This is a genomic window from Betaproteobacteria bacterium (genome assembly GCA_016720855.1).
In the GTDB taxonomy this organism is placed as follows: domain Bacteria; phylum Pseudomonadota; class Gammaproteobacteria; order Burkholderiales; family Usitatibacteraceae; genus FEB-7.
On record JADKJU010000001.1, the window covers coordinates 1,005,088 to 1,020,656 of the forward strand.

The window sequence follows — 15,569 nt, forward strand, 5'->3', positions numbered from 1 at the left end:
ACGGTGATCCCCTTCCTGCGCCCCGGCGACCCCTTCCCCCCCGTATCCAGGGCCCAGCGCTCGCCCAACGGGCTGCTCTGCGCCGGCGCGGACCTCTCGCCGCAGAGGATCCTCGACGCCTATGCGAAGGGGATCTTCCCGTGGTTCTCGGAGGGCGACCCGATCCTCTGGTGGTCGCCGCACCCGCGCATGGTCCTTCTCCCCGAAGAGCTCAAGGTGTCGCGCTCGCTCAGGAAGGCGGTGGCCCGCGGGCCATTCGAAACGCGATTCGATACCGCGTTCGCACAGGTGATGGCCGAGTGCGCGGCCCCCCGCGACGGGCTGCCGGGAACCTGGATCGTCCCGGAGATGGTCGCGGCCTACACGCGCCTGCATGAGCTGGGCTACGCGCACTCGGTCGAGTCGTGGAAGGACGGCGAGCTGGCCGGCGGGCTCTACGGCATCCTGCTCGGCCGGGTCTTCTTCGGCGAGTCGATGTTCTCGCGCGAGACGGACGCATCCAAGGTGGCCCTGGTGAAGCTGGTGGATCGCGTGCGCGATCTGGGCGTGCGCGTCATCGATTGCCAGCAGGCCACGCGCCACCTGGCTTCCCTGGGCGCGCGCGAGATTCCGAGGCGCGACTTCGCGCACCTGCTGGCCGAGTCGATACAATATCCCCCGTCCGGCAGCCGTTGGCCGGCCACCGAGGAAGCATGGCGAAGCTCAACGATCTCCCGATAGCGAACCTGCAGTTCTACGCGACGGCCCCGTACCCTTGCAGCTACGTGCCGGGACGCCTCGCGCGCTCGCAGGTCGCAACTCCCAGCTACCTCATCGATACGGAGGCCTACGGCAGCCTCGTCTCCGCCGGCTTCCGCCGCTCGGGTGCTTTCACCTACCGCCCCTACTGCGACCACTGCCAGGCCTGCGTGCCGGTGCGCGTGGTCGCCTCCGAGTTCGAGCCGAACCGCTCCCAGCGTCGATCCTGGAAACGGCACTCGGGGCTGGAGGTTCGTTTCGGCGAGCTCAAGTTCAGTCCCGAGCATTACGCCCTGTATCGCCTGTACCAGGGGGAGCGCCACCGAGGCGGCGGCATGGACCACGACAGCCGCGAGCAGTACATCCATTTCCTGCTGCAATCGAACGTCACCACCAGCCTCGCGGAGTTCCGCGAGGAAGGCAAGCTGCGCATGGTGTCCATCGTGGACGAGCTGGCCGACGGCCTGTCCTCGGTCTATACCTTCTTCGACCCGCTCGTGCAAAAGGCAAGCTTCGGCACCTGGAACATCGTGTGGCAGATCGAGGAGGCCCGGCGGCGCGGCCTTCCCTACGTGTACCTCGGCTACTGGATCGCGCAGAGCCGCAAGATGGCCTACAAGAGCGAATTCCGCCCCATCGAGGGGCTCACCCGCGGGGAATGGAAGCGCCTGCGCTGATGAGCCTTTATCGCCTCGCCCGCAGTGCCCTCTTCCAGCTCGACCCCGAAACCGCGCACGTGCTCGCGCTCAAGGCGATGGGCACCCTCGGGCCTGCCGTGGCGCTCCTGGGAGCGGGGTCGGACGCAGGCGAAGAACGCACGGTGATGGGCATCCGCTTCCCGAACCCCGTCGGCCTCGCCGCCGGGATGGACAAGGATGCGCAGTATCTCGAGCCGCTGGCGGCCCTGGGCTTCGGCCACCTGGAGGTCGGCACCGTCACGCCGCGCCCGCAGCCGGGCAACCCCAGGCCGCGACTCTTCCGCCTGGTGGAGCACGAGGCGATCATCAATCGCATGGGCTTCAACAACGTGGGCGTGGAGGCGCTGCTGCGCAACGTCGAGAAATCCCCGTTCCGGGGCGTCCTGGGCATCAACATCGGCAAGAACTTCGACACGCCCATCGAGCGCGCCGCCGACGACTACCTCGCCTGCCTGGACGCCGTGTACGAGCGCGCGACCTACGTCGCGGTCAACATCTCCTCGCCCAACACGAAGAACCTGCGCGACCTCCAGTCCCGGGAAAGGCTCGACGAGCTGCTCGGGGCGATCATGGCGCGGCGCGATTCGCTCGCCGCCCGCGCAGGGAAAGTGACGCCGCTCGCCGTGAAGATCGCCCCCGACCTCGACGACGGGCAGATCGCGGCCGTCGCGGAACTTGCACTCAAGCACCGCATCGACGCGCTGGTCGCCACCAACACCACCATCGGCCGCGCGGGCGTGGAGGGTCATCGCAACGCACAGGAGGCGGGCGGGCTCTCGGGGCGCCCCGTGTTCGCGCTCTCGACCGAAGTGCTGCGCAAGCTCGCGCGCCTGCTCGGCGGGCGCATCCCCCTCATCGGCGTGGGCGGCATCCTCTCGGGAGAGGATGCGAAGGCCAAGGTCGAGGCGGGGGCCAGCCTCGTGCAGATCTACACCGGCTTCATCTACCGCGGCCCGGATCTCATCGCCGAGGCGCGGCGCGCGCTCAAGGCCTGAGCGCAGACTGCGCCGCCGGCCTCCATGCGAATCGGCGTTCCCCGCGAAACGAAGGAAGGCGAGCGCCGTGTCGGTCTCGACCCGATCGCGATCGGCGTTCTCGCGGGCGACGGCCATGAGGTGCGCGTGGCCTGCGGCGCGGGCCTGGGCATCGGAGCGCCCGACGAGGCGTACCGGGCTGCCGGCGCCACGATCGTCGATCCCGCCGACGCGTGGAAGGCCGCGCTCGTCGTGAAGGTGAAGGAGATCCAGCCGGGCGAGTGGACCTGCCTGGATCGCCACTGCACGCTCTTTTCCTTCCAGCACCTGGTGGGCGAGCCCGGGCTGGCGCGCGAAGTGGCCGCGCGAGGCGTCACCGCCATCGCCTACGAGATGGTGCGCGATGCGCAGGGCGGATTCCCGCTCCTCGCGCCCATGTCGGTGATCGCCGGGCGCCTGGCGATCCAGGTGGGCGCGCAGCTCCTCACGCTGCCGGCCGGCGGCAACGGCACGCTGCTGGCGGGCTGTCCCGGTGCGCCTCCCGCACGCGTGCTCGTGCTCGGAGGCGGCCATGCGGGAACGAATGCGGCGCAGGTCGCATCCGCGATGGGCGCGGCGGTCACGATCCTCACGCGGTCGCCTGCGACGCGGGAGGCCATCGCCACGCGCCTCGGGCCCTCGATCGAAACCGGCCTGGCCACGCCCGATGCCATCGAGCGCCACGCCCTGGCCGCGGACCTCGTGGTGGGCGCCGTCTTCATCCCGGGAACGGCCACGCCGAAGCTCCTGGCCCGCTCCCTGGTCGCGCGCATGAAACCCGGCTCCGTGATCGTGGACATTTCGATCGATGCGGGCGGCATCGCCGAGACGTCGCGGCCGACCACTCACGCGAACCCCACTTACGTCGAGCACGGCGTCGTGCACTACTGCGTGGCCAACATGCCCTCGGCGGTGGCGCGCGCCGGTGCGGCGGCCCTGTCGGCGGCGGTCCTGCCCCATGTCCGGGCGCTGGCCCGCAAGGGCATCGCGCAGGCGATCCGGGACGACAAGGGCCTGCGCGCGGGCGTCATGCTGTGGAACGGACGGTTCACGCACGAAGGCATCGCGGCCGAAGCGGGTGAGCCCTGCTCGCCGCTCACGGAGGAAGACCTCGCGTGACCGACCTGGCCACCCGCATCGACGCGCTCCTGCCGCAGACGCAATGCACGCAGTGCGGCTTCGAAGGCTGCCTTCCCTATGCGCAGGCCATCGCGAAGGGCGAGGCCGACATCGACCAATGTCCGCCGGGCGGCAATGAAGGCATCGCGAAGCTCGCGGCGATTCTCGGCCGCGCCGTGAAGCCGCTCAACCCGGCCCACGGCGAACATCGTCCGCCGCAGGTCGCCTTCATCGACGAGGCGCTTTGCATCGGCTGCGTGAAGTGCATCCAGGCCTGTCCGGTGGATGCGATCGTGGGCGCCTCCAGGCTCATGCACACGGTGATCGCCGGCTGGTGCACGGGGTGCGAGCTGTGCATCCCGCCCTGCCCGGTGGACTGCATTTCGCTCGTCCCGGTGGCGAAGTTGCCCGATCCGGATCTGTCGCGCGCCCGGCACGCGTTCCGCGCCATGCGGCTGGCCCGCGACGTCGCCGAGCACGCGGCCAAACTGGAGGCCTACGAATGACCGTGGTCGAGGAACGGGCCGGCAAGGTCATGAGCGCCAGGGCGCGCGCCGAGTTCTTTCGCCTCCTGCGCGACGCCAATCCCGATCCGAGGAGCGAACTCGAGTACGCCACCCCCTACGAACTGCTGGTGGCCGTGGTGCTCTCGGCGCAGGCGACCGACAAGGGCGTGAACCTCGCCACGAGGAAGCTCTTCCCCGTGGCGGACACGCCGCGGAAAATCGTCGCGCTGGGCGAGGAAGGCCTGGAGGCGTACATCAAGACCATCGGGCTTTTCCGCACGAAGGCGAAGAATGTGGTCGGGCTGTCGCGAATGCTGCTCGCGGAACACGGCGGCGAGGTGCCACGCACCCGCGAGGCGCTGGAAAAGCTGCCCGGCGTGGGGCGCAAGACCGCCAACGTGGTGCTGAACGTGGCCTTCGGCGAGCCCACGATGGCCGTCGATACGCACATCTTTCGCGTATCCAACCGCACGGGACTCGCGCCAGGCAAGGATCCGCTGGCGGTGGAACGCAGGCTCCTCGAGGTCGTGCCCGTGGAGTATCGCCAGCACGCGCACCACTGGCTCATCCTGCACGGCCGCTACACCTGCGTGGCGCGCTCGCCGAAGTGCGGGCAGTGCCCGGTGGTCGGGCCCTGCGGGTTCAGGGACAAGGCGAAGCTCGCCGCCCCCCCGGCGCCGAAGCGATCGCGCCTGCCGAAATGAGCCTCTTCAACCCCACGCGCGATCAGGTGCGCGAGTTCTTCTTCGACCTGTGGGCCAAATCGCGGGCGGGACAGGCGTTGACGCCGCTGGAATCGATGGCGCTCGCGATCGTGATGGAGCATCCGGAGTACCACGAAGTGCTAGCGAATGCCGGACGCTACCGGGACCGAGAGTGGAAGCCGGAGGGCGGCGAGACCAATCCGTTCCTGCACCTGTCGCTGCACCTCGCGATCGAGGAGCAGGTCGGCATCGACCAGCCGCCGGGCATCCGCGAAGCGGTGAAGGCACTCGCGGCGAAGCACGGTTCGGAGCACGAGGCCCGGCACGCGGTGCTCGACTGCCTGGCCGAGATCGTCTGGCAGTCGCAGCGCAATGGCGCTCCCTTCGACAACGCCGTCTACCTCGAACGTCTCGCCCAACTCATCTGAAAACGAACCGGCCACACCAACCGGGTTCATGGGGAGACGGGTTCGCGAACACGCCCCATGGAAAAAGCCCGGCGCGAGCCGGGCTTTCGGGGTAGGCGGCCGCGGGGAGTCGTCAGTACTTGAGCGTGACGCCCGGCTGGGTCGAGAAGTACGCCGCAAGGTCGAGCATGTCCTTTTCGGACAGGTTCGCGACCTGGCCGGCCATGATCGGGTTCTTGCGCTTGCCGGCCTTGTAGTGCTTGAGCGCGGTGGCAAGGTAGTCGGCGTGCTGGCCCGCGATCTTCGGGAATTCGGGGCTCACGCTGATGCCGGATTCCCCATGGCAGGCCTTGCACGGCTCGGCCTTGGTTCTGCCGGCATCCGGGTTGCCCGAGGCCGCGAAGGCCGGGACGGCAAGCGAAAGGACGGCGAGCGCGATGAGCGTGTGCTTGTTCATGGCGCGCCTCATTTCCCGGCGACGGTCGCGCCGCCGGCTGCCTGCGAGTAGTACGCCGCAAGATCCTCCATGTCCTTGTCGGACAGGTCCGCCGCGATGGAGCGCATCGTCGGGTGGTCGCGCTCGCCCTTCTTGTACTGCTTGAGCGCGCTGACAATGTAGGCGGCATGTTGCCCGCCGAGCCTGGGCACGTGGTAGACCTCCGGAAAGGCGGTCTTCCAGCCGGCAATGCCGTGGCATCCGATGCACTGGAAATGCCTCTGCTTGCCGGCGGCGGGGTCACCTGCCGCCTGGACGGAGGTGGCGAGCGCCGCGGCAACGGCGGCGATGATGAGGCGGTTTCGGGACATGGAGTCTCGTCAGGGTCAGGATTTCGGGGGGAGGACAACCGAGCCTTTTCCCGGGGCCCGTCGCCGATCGCCGCGGATTATAGCCCAGCGTCCGCGTTGCGTCACGGCGTCCGGCGGCCCGCGTCGAACACGGCATCGAGGGGACCCGGAGGGCCCAGATGAAAGCCCTGCCCCCAGGACACGCCGATCGACTGGAGTTTCTTCACGATATCCTCGCTCTCCACGCACTCCGCGACGCTGGCGAGTCCCATGGTGGTGGCGATCTTCTGGATCGCCTCCACCATCGCGTAGTCCAGGTAGCTCCTGGCCACGCCCTTCACGAAGAGGCCGTCGATCTTCAGCCCGTCCACGGGGAAATGCTTGAGGTAGTTGAAGGACGAGAGCCCGCTGCCGAAATCGTCGAGCCAGAAGCGCACGCCCAGGGACCGCAGCGCCTCGACGCTCGCGCGGGCGCGCTCGACATTGGCGATGGCCGCGGTCTCCGTGATCTCGAAGCAGATGGCGCCGGGCGGCACGCCGTACCGCGTGAGGTTCTCGCGCACGATGTCGGCGAAATCCGGGCTGGAGAGCGTATGGCCCGACAGGTTGATGGAAAACTCGGCGGGCTTGTCCACGCCGCGGTCGCGGGCCAGGCGCTTGTAGTCGGCGAAGGCGCGCTCGATCACCCAGCGGTCGATCGTGCGCATCAGGTCGTAGCGTTCCGCCACCGGGATGAACGACATCGGCAGGATCAATTCCCCGCCCGTTTCGCTCATTCGCAGCAGTGCTTCCGCGCGCGCCGGCGCGGCGGGATCGCGCCCTGCCGCCAGGGAGACGATGGGCTGGTAGAGGAGCGTGAAGGCACCGCCGGCGATGGCGTCGTTGATGCGCTTCAACCACCCCCGGCTCGTCTGGCGCATGTACTGCGAGGCTTGCGCCTCGTGGAAGGCGACGACGCGGTTCCTGCCCTGCTCCTTGGCCGCAAAGCAGGCGCTGTCGGCCTCGTTGAAGATGGCCGACAGGCCCGGCGTGAGACGGGTGATGGCCACGACGCCGGCGCTCACGCCCACCTGGAAGGCATGATCGCTCCAGTCGAATGGCCAGGCCTGCACGGCGTCGCGGATGCGCAGCCCCGCCTGCAGCGCGTAATCGGCGCTGCAGTTCTCGATGAGCACGGCGAACTCGTCGCCGCCGATCCGCGCGAGGAGCTCCTCGTCCCGCAGGCACCCGTTGAGCACCGGCACGATGCGCCGCAGCAGGTCGTCGCCCGCAAGGTGGCCGAAGGCGTCGTTGATGCGGTGCAGGAAGTCGATGTCGAGATAGATGAGGGCGTGCGTGCCGCCCTGGCTGCGCGCCGAGGCGAGCGCCGACTCGAGCCGCTCCTCGAGCGTCTTCCGGTTGGCGAGCCCCGTGAGCGGGTCGTGGGTGGTGAGGAAGAACACCTGCTGGCGCGAGTTGTCCAGCCGCTCCTGCAGGCGCTGTTCCTTCGCCTGGAAATCGGTGGCGAGCGCCAGCACTTCGCCCTTCAGCGCCTCGAGGGGGGGATCGAGCTCGGGAAGGTCGGCCCTGCCCGAACCGCCCGAGGCGTGACGGATGGCCCCGCGGATGACCTGGACTTCACCATCCAGGATGCGTGCGGTGCGCCGCGCCAGCACGAACACCGAGGCCACGGCCACGGCGAGAGCGAGCATCCAGGTCCACGCCTGCCCTTGCTGCGTGGTGCCCAGCGCCGCGCGCCCCAGGGCGAAGGCAGCGCAGAACACGGCGATGGGGATCGCCCCCAGCGCCACCAGCCGGGCAGCCAGCCGGCTCAGCTCATCCTTGGGCGGGGGGGGCGTCGGCATCGGGCGCCTAGCCGGCCGGCGTCGCCTGCGTCCACAGGCAGCGGCCCTTGCTTTCCTTGTCGATGCGCTCGCACATCGCCGCGTGCGCGGCCAGTTCCGCCAGGCTTGCGCGCACCACCGCGAGCCTGTCCGGTCGCGAGGCCGATTCCCCCCGGTTACCGCGGACCCGGGAATGAGGCAGATGTCGAGCGAGTCCTGCCCTCGCGTCATGGCGAGCCAGACGTCGGCCAGCAACTGCGCGTCCAGGAGCGCCCCGTGCAACGCGCGCCGCGAGTTGTCCACCTGGTAGCGCTCGCACAGCGCGTCCAGGGAGTTGCGCTTTCCCGGATGGATCTCGCGCGCCATCGAGAGCGTATCGGTCACGGTGCACACCGTCTCCAGACCGGGCCGGTCCATGAGCGCGAATTCCGCGTTCAGGAAACCGACGTCGAACGGCGCGTTGTGGATGAGGAGTTCCGCCCCCTCCACGAACTCGACGAATTCCTCGGCGATATCGGGGAAGCGCGGCTTGTCCGCGAGGAAATCCAGGGTGAGGCCATGGACCTGGGTTGCGCCAGGGTCGATCTCGCGATCCGGGTTCAGGTAACGGTGGAAATTGCGACCCGTCTGCCTGCGGTCGAAGAGCTCCACGCACGCGATTTCGATCACGCGGTGCCCCTGCGTGACCTCCAGCCCGGTCGTCTCGGTATCGAGGACTATCCGCCTCATCTGCGCCCCATGACCCCTACGATCGAATCATCCGTGTTCATCCGCCCTGATCCGTGTTCATCCGTGTCTCAAGGTTTACTGCAACCCAGGACGACCCCGCGGTTCGCCAGCGCATCCGCCCGCTCATTCCCGTCATGCCCCGCGTGCCCCTTCACCCACCGCCAGGCGATGTGGTGCTGCGCCGCCAGTTCATCCAGTTTCTTCCACAGGTCCACGTTCTTCACCGGCGCCTTCGCAGCCGTCTTCCACCCCTTCGCTTTCCACCCGTGGATCCACTCGGTGATGCCTTTCTGCACGTACTGCGAGTCGGTGTGCAGGATCACCCGGCTCGAGCGCTTCAGAGCGGAAAGCGCCTCGATCACGGCGGTGAGCTCCATCCGGTTGTTGGTGGTCAACGCTTCTCCGCCGAAGAGCTCCCGCTCCTTCCCGTCGAACATGAGCAAGGCCCCCCAGCCCCCCGGACCGGGATTGCCCTTGCATGCGCCGTCGGTATGGATCTCGACCGCTTTGGCAGCGGCTTCGCTATGGGTCACGGTCACTTGACGATGTGCAGCGGCCCGGCCCGGGAGGAGGCCGCCGTGCCCTCCCGCTTCGTGGCCATGGCCACGCGTTTCTCGCGCGCCTGCGCCTCGTGCCATGCCGGGGTGAGCAGGCGCATGCCACGCACGCGCTTGATGGCCTGCAGCATGTACACGGCGCCCCCAACCGCCCACCACCGGTCGCCGGCGGGCTCCATGAAGGCGAGGCGCTTCAGCCATTTCTCCTTCTTCACCGGCGGCGCGTAGCAGACGAGGCGGCCTGCGGAGACCTCGTATCCGAGCAGGGCGAGCCAGTCCTTCACGCGCAGGAGGGAGACGAACTTGCCGTTCCAAGGCGTTTCATGGCGCGCGGGGCCGATGGCACTGCGCAGGCCCCACAGGCTCCACGGGTTGAAGCCCAGGATGATGATTCGCCCCTCGGGCATCATCACGCGGTCGATCTCGCGCAGGACGGCATGCGGTTCCGGGGCGAACTCGAGCACGTGCGGCAGCACGGCCAGGTCGATCGACTGCGTGGCGATCGGCAGCTCGTGTCCCCGGGCCCGCACGTCCACGCCGCCGCCCACGTCGATCTTCATGCGGTGGGTCATGCGGTTCTCGCGCAGCAGGTCGAACTGCGGCAGGCCCAGCTGCAGCGCGTGGAAACCGAAGATGTCGGGCGTCACGTCGTCCAGGTAGGCGCGCTCCTTCTCGAGGAGATACGCCCCCAGGGCAGTGGCGAACCAGTCGGCGAGCGGGTTGGTCGGCATGGGTCAATTCTAATAGACTCGGGTCCATGATGCAGATCCATCCCGTTCCGGCTTTCGAGGACAACTACCTCTGGGTCATCGAGGACGGTCGGCACGCGGCCGTCGTGGACCCCGGCGACGATCACCCCGTGCAGGCTTTCCTCGAGGCCCGCGGGCTCGTGCTCACGGCGATCCTGGCGACCCACCATCACGGCGACCATGTGGGCGGGCTGGAAGCGCTGGCCACGCGCTGGAAGTGCGAGGTGTTCGGGCCGGCGGGCGAGAGGATCGACGGGCTCACGACGAGGCTGCGCCAGGGCGAGTGCATCACCGTGCCCGGGCTCGGCCTGCCGCTGGAAATCCTCGACGTGCCGGGCCACACCGCGGGGCATATCGCCTACGTGGGAGCCGGCGCAGGGCCGCAGGGCTTGCCCCCCGGCCCCTTCGTGTTCTGCGGCGATACCCTGTTCGCCTGCGGCTGCGGCCGCCTCTTCGAGGGCACGCCGGCGCAGATGCTCGATTCGCTCTCGAAGCTCGGGAAGCTGCCGCGCGAGGCGCGCGTGTACTGCGCCCACGAGTACACGATGTCCAACATCCGCTTTGCGCTCGCGGTGGAGCCTGGCAATACGGCGCTCGCCGCGCGCAGGCAGCGCGATGGCGCGCTGCGGGCGGGGAACCTGCCCACCGTGCCCTCCACCCTGGCCGACGAGCTCGACACCAATCCCTTCATGCGCTGGTCCTGTCCCGAAGTCATCGCCTCGGCCTCGGCTCACGCCGGGCGCGCGCTTGCCTCGCCCGTCGAGGTGTTCGCAGCCGTGCGCGAATGGAAGGACACCTTCCGCTGAGCCTCTTTCCAGACCGGCGCCTTCCCCGACCATGACCGACTTCATCCTTCGCCCCGCCGAGCCGCGCGACTGCGCCCAGATCGACCGCCTGATCCGCGAGCTGGCCGAATACGAAAAGCTCTCCCACCAGATGATCGGCACGCCCGAGGGCCTGCACCGGGTCCTCTTCGGTCCGCGCCCCGCCTGCGAGGCCGTGATGGCCGAGCGCGGCGGCCGCGCCGTCGGCTTCGCGCTCTTCTTCACCACGTTCTCCACGTTCCTGTGCAAGCCCGGCCTCTACCTCGAGGACCTTTTCGTGGAGCCGGAACACCGCGGAGCCGGGATCGGCAAGGCGATGCTGCGCCACCTCGCAACACTCGCCGTCGAGCGCGACTGCGGCCGCTTCGAGTGGCGGGTGCTCGACTGGAACGCGCCGTCGATCCGGTTCTACGAATCCATCGGCGGGAAGCTGCTGCCGGAGTGGCAGCTCGTGCGCATGACGGCGCCGGAATTCATGGCGCTCGCGAAAGGCTAGGCCCCCCGGCGCCTTGCATGTCCACGGGAGAGGGAAGAAAGGTCTTCCTTTCCCGCTCCGGGAGAAGGGTCGGGGATTGACGGGTGGCTTTCCGGGTAAAATGCGTGATGGCCGCCCTCGAGGCGGCCGCTTCTTTTCCCCCGGAGCCCCCATGCTCGACACCCTCGCGCGCGACTTCCGCGCCATTGCCCCCGCGGCCGACTTCTGTGCCCTGCGATTCATGGAAGAGTCCTCGGAGTTCCTCACGGTGCGCCAGGACGTGGCCGAACCCCCGCAACTTTCCAATGACCGCGGCGTGATGGTCACGGTGATCGACAAGGGCGGCCTGGGGTATGCCGCGACCAGCGACCTTACTCCCGCGGGCCTTCGCGAGGCGGCCGGCCGGGCGAAGCGGCTGGCGGAGCTCACCGCCGGACGCAGCGTCGTGGACTACAGCAAGATCGCGATGCCCAGTCCCACGGGCACCTACGCCTCGCCGTTGGCCGACGACCCCGCGCGCCTGACGCGCCCGGAGAAGTTCGCCCTGCTGGCGGACGAAGCCAGGCAGTGCCGGATCGACGACCGGATCGTGGACTGGGAGGCGAGCCTGTGGACCACGCGCACGCGCCAGGCCTACTTCACCGTCGACGGCGGCGAGGTCGAGCAGGTCTTCCATTACCTCGTGCCGAACATGTCGGCCACCGCGCATGCCGACGGCGTCACGCAGACGCGCACGCACGCCGGCCGCGGCAACGGCTACTGCCGCCAGGGCGGGCTCGAGATCCTCGATTCCTTCGGACTCGAGGGCAGCGGCCGCGCGGTGGCCGAAGGCGCGCTGGAGCTGCTCGCCGCGCCCAACTGCCCGAGCGGGAAGATGGACGTGCTCCTCATGCCCGACCAGATGATGCTCCAGATCCACGAATCCATCGGGCACCCGCTGGAGCTCGACCGCATCCTGGGAGACGAGCGCAACTTCGCCGGCACGAGCTTCGTGACGCTCGACATGTTCGGCTCCTACCGCTACGGCTCGGACCTGCTCGACGTCACCTTCGATCCCACGCGCGCCGAGGAATTCGCCGCCTACGGCTGGGACGACGACGGCCTGGCCGCGAAGCGCGAGTACCTCATCCGCAAGGGTGTCCTCGAGCGCCCGCTGGGCGGGGCCATCTCGCAGGCCCGCGCCGGCATCGCGGGCGTGGCCAACACGCGCTCCTGCGCCTGGAACCGGGCGCCCATCGACCGCATGGCGAACCTGAACGTCGAGCCGGGCGCCTCCTCGCTCGACGAGCTGGTCGCCTCGATCGACCTGGGCGTCATGATGCGCACCAACATCTCGTGGTCGATCGACGACTCGCGCAACAAATTCCAGTTCGGTTGCGAGTGGGGACGCATGATCCGCAACGGCAAGCTCGCCGAGGTGGTGAGGAACCCGAACTACCGGGGCGTTTCCGCGACCTTCTGGCGATCGCTCTCCGGCGTCGGCAACGCCTCCACCTTCGAGGTGATGGGCACGCCCTTCTGCGGCAAGGGGGAACCCAACCAGGTCATCCGCTGCGGCCACGCCTCGCCCGCATGCCGCTTCTCCGGCGTCGAAGTCTTTGGCGGAGCGGCGTGAGGATGAAATCCACCTTCCTCGAGCTCGCCGATTTCGTACAGTCGCTGGCTGCCGCCGGCGAAGTGATCGCCTCCGGCTTCAACGCCGAAACCTCCGACTTCATCCGCTTCAACAAGAGCGCGGTGCGCCAGGCCACGAGCGTGCGCCAGGCACGCTGGACGCTCACGCTCATCCGCGACGGCCGTCGCGTGGATGCCGCGGCCACGCTCTCGGGGCAGCCCGGCGCCGACCGGGACCAGTTGAAGGCCATGCTCTCCGACCTGCGCAGCGGCATCGCGCAAGCGCCCGTGGACCCTTACCTCCTCTACCCCACCACGCCCGTGAATACCGAGCGCGAATCCATCGGCGAAATTCCGGATGCCTCGGTGGTGATGGACGCCGTGCTCGACGCCGGTCGCGGGCTCGATCTCGTGGGCCTGTATGCGGGCGGTCCGATCCACGAGGGGTTCGCCAACTCGCTGGGCCAGCGCAACTGGCAGCGCGTGGACAACTTCAATTTCGAGTGGTGCCTGTACCACGACCGCGACAAGGCGGTGAAGACGTCGTATTCGGGGCCGAAGTGGGAGGCCGATGCCTTTGCCGCGCGCATGCGCTTCGCACGCGACCAGCTCGCCCTCCTCGGCACGCCGGCGCGCACGCTCGACCCCGGCCATTACCGCGCCTACCTCGCGCCGTCCGCGATGGAAGAGGTGCTCGGGATGCTGTGCTGGGGAGGGTTCGGCCTGAAGAGCCAGCGCACGAAGCACAGCCCGCTCATGCGCATGGCCGACGGCAAGGAGTGCTTCGACGCACGCGTGACGATCGCGGAGAACACGGCCGAGGGACTCGCGACCGGCTTCCAGCGCGAGGGCTTCGTGCGGCCGGGCCGGGTGGAGCTGATCCGCGCGGGACGGCCTGCGGATACGCTCGTCTCGCCGCGCTCGGCGAAGGAATACGGCGCCGCGACCAACGGCGCCAATGGCGACGAGACGCCCGAGTCGCTCGACCTCGCGGCCGGCGAACTCCCGCGAGCCGATGCGCTCAATGCCCTGGATCGAGGCATCTTCGTGGGAAACCTGTGGTACCTCAACTTCTCCGACCGCTCCGCCTGCCGCCTGACGGGCATGACGCGCTTCGCTTCCTTCTGGGTCGAGGGCGGCAAGATCCGCGCGCCTCTCAACGTGATGCGGTTCGACGACTCGGCGTTCCGGATCCTGGGGTCCGAGCTGGAGGCGCTCACGAAAGAGCGCGACCTGCTCCTGCAAGGCGGCACCTACGGATTGCGAAACACGTCGTCGATGCGCACGCCCGGCGCGCTGCTTCGCGATTTCGCCCTCGTCCTGTAGCCGGATTGACGCCAGAAGCCCTGCGGCGTAGGATGAAAAACCTTTATGAAACAATACTTAAGCTGATGGCGTGGAAGCGGAATCTGAAGTGGGTCCCGCTGGTTGCGGCCTTGGCCGTCACCGGCGCCTGGGCCATCCCGCCGGGGCCTTCGCCCCCCCCGTCCGCCCCCGTTCCAGACGCCTTCGACGACCCGGTCCTGCCGATGCCGGACGCGGATCTCTGGCAGCGCATTCGCAAGGGCTTCCTGCTCGAGCCCCTGGATTCCCCGCTCGTCCTCGAGCATGAAGCCTGGTATTCGGGCCGCCCGGAATACATCAGGCGCTTCGTCGATCGAGGCAGCCGCTACCTGCACCACATCGTGGAGGAAGTGGAGAAGCGCGGCATGCCCACCGAGATCGCGCTGCTGCCGGTGGTGGAAAGCGCGTTCAATCCCCAGGCCTATTCGCGCTCCAAGGCCTCGGGGCTGTGGCAGTTCATTCCCTCGACGGGCAGGAACTACGGCCTGGCGCAGGACTACTGGAAGGACAACCGGCGCGACATCGTGGCCGCCACGCACGCCGCGCTCAACTACCTGCAGCGCCTGTACGACATGTTCGGCAGCTGGGAGCTGGCGCTCGCGGCCTACAACTGCGGCGAGGGATGCGTCGGGCGCGCCATCGCGGCGAACCAGAAGCGCGGCCTGCCCACGGATTTCCTGAGCCTCAAGCTGCCGCCCGAGACGAGAAACTACGTGCCGAAGCTCATCGCGGTGAAGAACATCGTGCTCGCCCCCGCCCTTTACGGCATCGATCTCGAGTCGATACCGGACCAGCCTTACTTCATCACGGTCGACGCGCCCGAGAAGATCGACGTGAAGCTCGCTGCCAAGCTCGCCGGGATGCCCGAGGACGAGTTCGTCGCCCTCAACCCGTCGCACAACAAGCCGGTCGCAATCGCGCGCACGGGCACCCTGGTCCTGCCGATGGACAAGGCGGACGCGTTCCGCGAGAACCTGGAAAACTGGGACCAGCCGCTGGTCACCTGGAACACCATCCAGGGCAAGAAGGGCGAGTCGGTCGACGCGATCGCGAAGCGCTATGGACTTACGGGCGCCTCGCTCAAGCAGGTGAACAACCTGCAAGTGAACAGGAAAGGGCGGCTCACCGCCTCGCAGCCGATCCTGGTGCCCGGGCGCGGCAAGGGCAATGTCCAGGTCGCGGCCGCACCGGCCAGCACGGCGACCGCTGCGGCGAAGGCTCCAGCACCGGCAACGGCGAAGGCGTCACCACCAGTCGCGCCAGCGACGGCGGCAAAGAAGGCGTCACCACCCGTCGCGCCAGCGTCGGCGGCGCGCGCCCATGCGACGAATTTCTACACGGTGAAGGCCGGCGACACGCTCTACGGCATCGCCCGCCATTTCGGCAAGGCGGTTCCCGACCTGCTGCAGCTCAACAACCTCTCCTCGCGGGCCGTCATCCAGCCCGGGCTGCGCCTGCGCGTCTACTAGGGACAAAACAAAGG

General features: G+C 68.5%; 17 protein-coding genes and 1 pseudogene. 12 read left to right on the forward strand and 6 right to left on the reverse strand.

Annotated features, from left to right (window positions below; all coding sequences use genetic code 11):
- The first annotated feature begins 3 nt into the window (after nucleotides 1-3).
- From IPP91_04475 to IPP91_04505, 7 genes are read left to right on the forward strand one after another with little or no spacing between them, the layout of a single operon-like run.
- Nucleotides 4-720: a leucyl/phenylalanyl-tRNA--protein transferase gene (locus tag IPP91_04475; GenBank protein ID MBL0141322.1), complete on the forward strand. Its 717-nt coding sequence runs from the start codon at nucleotides 4-6 to the stop codon at nucleotides 718-720.
- Nucleotides 693-1,415 carry an arginyltransferase gene (locus tag IPP91_04480; protein MBL0141323.1) on the forward strand — a complete coding sequence of 241 codons (723 nt, stop codon included), beginning with the start codon at nucleotides 693-695 and terminating at the stop codon, nucleotides 1,413-1,415. Before IPP91_04475 ends, IPP91_04480 begins: the two co-directional genes overlap by 28 nt.
- A complete protein-coding gene (locus tag IPP91_04485) occupies nucleotides 1,415-2,431 on the forward strand; it encodes a quinone-dependent dihydroorotate dehydrogenase (protein MBL0141324.1) in 1,017 nt (338 codons plus the stop codon). Before IPP91_04480 ends, IPP91_04485 begins: the two co-directional genes overlap by 1 nt.
- Before the next feature lie 24 nt (nucleotides 2,432-2,455).
- Complete coding sequence (locus IPP91_04490) at nucleotides 2,456-3,568, forward strand: alanine dehydrogenase (GenBank protein MBL0141325.1); 1,113 nt, start codon at nucleotides 2,456-2,458, stop codon at nucleotides 3,566-3,568.
- Entirely contained in the window at nucleotides 3,565-4,074 is a 510-nt protein-coding gene (locus tag IPP91_04495) for an RnfABCDGE type electron transport complex subunit B (GenBank protein ID MBL0141326.1), read from the forward strand. Before IPP91_04490 ends, IPP91_04495 begins: the two co-directional genes overlap by 4 nt.
- Nucleotides 4,075-4,103: 29 nt before the next feature.
- Complete coding sequence (nth, locus tag IPP91_04500; protein ID MBL0141327.1) at nucleotides 4,104-4,778, forward strand: endonuclease III; 675 nt, start codon at nucleotides 4,104-4,106, stop codon at nucleotides 4,776-4,778.
- On the forward strand, nucleotides 4,775-5,206 hold the full coding sequence (locus IPP91_04505; protein ID MBL0141328.1) for a DUF1841 family protein: 432 nt from the start codon (nucleotides 4,775-4,777) through the stop codon (nucleotides 5,204-5,206). Before nth ends, IPP91_04505 begins: the two co-directional genes overlap by 4 nt.
- A 112-nt stretch (nucleotides 5,207-5,318) precedes the next feature.
- Here the strand turns inward: IPP91_04505 and IPP91_04510 are convergent, their stop codons facing one another.
- The 6 genes and pseudogenes from IPP91_04510 to IPP91_04535 form a co-directional block, all read right to left on the reverse strand.
- The gene (locus IPP91_04510; protein ID MBL0141329.1) at nucleotides 5,319-5,642 is read right to left on the reverse strand and encodes a cytochrome c; all 324 of its coding nucleotides are present in this window, start codon (nucleotides 5,640-5,642) and stop codon (nucleotides 5,319-5,321) included.
- A gap of 8 nt (nucleotides 5,643-5,650) precedes the next feature.
- Entirely contained in the window at nucleotides 5,651-5,992 is a 342-nt protein-coding gene (locus IPP91_04515; protein ID MBL0141330.1) for a cytochrome c, read from the reverse strand.
- A gap of 101 nt (nucleotides 5,993-6,093) precedes the next feature.
- Entirely contained in the window at nucleotides 6,094-7,815 is a 1,722-nt protein-coding gene (locus tag IPP91_04520) for an EAL domain-containing protein (protein ID MBL0141331.1), read from the reverse strand.
- Between the two features lie 7 nt (nucleotides 7,816-7,822).
- A pseudogene (gene dnaQ, locus IPP91_04525) lies at nucleotides 7,823-8,523 on the reverse strand (DNA polymerase III subunit epsilon).
- Nucleotides 8,524-8,591: 68 nt separating this feature from the next.
- The gene (rnhA, locus tag IPP91_04530; protein ID MBL0141332.1) at nucleotides 8,592-9,161 is read right to left on the reverse strand and encodes a ribonuclease HI; all 570 of its coding nucleotides are present in this window, start codon (nucleotides 9,159-9,161) and stop codon (nucleotides 8,592-8,594) included.
- On the reverse strand, nucleotides 9,059-9,811 hold the full coding sequence (locus IPP91_04535) for a methyltransferase domain-containing protein (protein ID MBL0141333.1): 753 nt from the start codon (nucleotides 9,809-9,811) through the stop codon (nucleotides 9,059-9,061). The genes rnhA and IPP91_04535 overlap by 103 nt, the downstream gene beginning before the upstream one ends.
- A gap of 26 nt (nucleotides 9,812-9,837) precedes the next feature.
- On the opposite strand from IPP91_04535, the gene gloB reads away from it, so the two are divergent.
- From gloB to IPP91_04560, 5 genes are all read left to right on the forward strand, one after another.
- Nucleotides 9,838-10,635: a hydroxyacylglutathione hydrolase gene (gene gloB, locus IPP91_04540; protein MBL0141334.1), complete on the forward strand. Its 798-nt coding sequence runs from the start codon at nucleotides 9,838-9,840 to the stop codon at nucleotides 10,633-10,635.
- Nucleotides 10,636-10,666: 31 nt separating this feature from the next.
- Entirely contained in the window at nucleotides 10,667-11,149 is a 483-nt protein-coding gene (locus IPP91_04545) for a GNAT family N-acetyltransferase (protein MBL0141335.1), read from the forward strand.
- Between the two features lie 151 nt (nucleotides 11,150-11,300).
- Nucleotides 11,301-12,743 (forward strand): TldD/PmbA family protein, encoded by a 1,443-nt coding sequence (locus IPP91_04550; GenBank protein MBL0141336.1) that lies wholly within the window; start codon nucleotides 11,301-11,303, stop codon nucleotides 12,741-12,743.
- Nucleotides 12,744-12,745: 2 nt separating this feature from the next.
- On the forward strand, nucleotides 12,746-14,068 hold the full coding sequence (locus IPP91_04555) for a TldE/PmbA family protein (GenBank protein ID MBL0141337.1): 1,323 nt from the start codon (nucleotides 12,746-12,748) through the stop codon (nucleotides 14,066-14,068).
- 32 nt (nucleotides 14,069-14,100) lie between these two features.
- Nucleotides 14,101-15,555, forward strand: coding sequence for a transglycosylase SLT domain-containing protein (locus IPP91_04560; protein MBL0141338.1), 1,455 nt, complete (start codon nucleotides 14,101-14,103; stop codon nucleotides 15,553-15,555).
- The last annotated feature ends 14 nt before the right edge of the window (nucleotides 15,556-15,569 follow it).

What these genes read in the sequence shown, in the direction of transcription:
- rnhA (MBL0141332.1), bottom strand. Translation starts at nt 9,161, where the DNA reads ATGGCACGAGGCGCAGGCGCGCGAGAAACGCGTGGCCATGGCCACGAA.
- IPP91_04545 (MBL0141335.1), top strand. Translation starts at nt 10,667, where the DNA reads ATGACCGACTTCATCCTTCGCCCCGCCGAGCCGCGCGACTGCGCCCAG.
- IPP91_04515 (MBL0141330.1), bottom strand. Translation starts at nt 5,992, where the DNA reads ATGTCCCGAAACCGCCTCATCATCGCCGCCGTTGCCGCGGCGCTCGCC.
- IPP91_04560 (MBL0141338.1), top strand. Translation starts at nt 14,101, where the DNA reads ATGAAAAACCTTTATGAAACAATACTTAAGCTGATGGCGTGGAAGCGG.
- nth (MBL0141327.1), top strand. Translation starts at nt 4,104, where the DNA reads ATGAGCGCCAGGGCGCGCGCCGAGTTCTTTCGCCTCCTGCGCGACGCC.
- gloB (MBL0141334.1), top strand. Translation starts at nt 9,838, where the DNA reads ATGATGCAGATCCATCCCGTTCCGGCTTTCGAGGACAACTACCTCTGG.
- IPP91_04535 (MBL0141333.1), bottom strand. Translation starts at nt 9,811, where the DNA reads ATGCCGACCAACCCGCTCGCCGACTGGTTCGCCACTGCCCTGGGGGCG.
- IPP91_04480 (MBL0141323.1), top strand. Translation starts at nt 693, where the DNA reads ATGGCGAAGCTCAACGATCTCCCGATAGCGAACCTGCAGTTCTACGCG.
- IPP91_04510 (MBL0141329.1), bottom strand. Translation starts at nt 5,642, where the DNA reads ATGAACAAGCACACGCTCATCGCGCTCGCCGTCCTTTCGCTTGCCGTC.
- IPP91_04505 (MBL0141328.1), top strand. Translation starts at nt 4,775, where the DNA reads ATGAGCCTCTTCAACCCCACGCGCGATCAGGTGCGCGAGTTCTTCTTC.
- IPP91_04485 (MBL0141324.1), top strand. Translation starts at nt 1,415, where the DNA reads ATGAGCCTTTATCGCCTCGCCCGCAGTGCCCTCTTCCAGCTCGACCCC.
- IPP91_04490 (MBL0141325.1), top strand. Translation starts at nt 2,456, where the DNA reads ATGCGAATCGGCGTTCCCCGCGAAACGAAGGAAGGCGAGCGCCGTGTC.
- IPP91_04550 (MBL0141336.1), top strand. Translation starts at nt 11,301, where the DNA reads ATGCTCGACACCCTCGCGCGCGACTTCCGCGCCATTGCCCCCGCGGCC.
- IPP91_04520 (MBL0141331.1), bottom strand. Translation starts at nt 7,815, where the DNA reads ATGCCGACGCCCCCCCCGCCCAAGGATGAGCTGAGCCGGCTGGCTGCC.
- IPP91_04555 (MBL0141337.1), top strand. Translation starts at nt 12,746, where the DNA reads ATGAAATCCACCTTCCTCGAGCTCGCCGATTTCGTACAGTCGCTGGCT.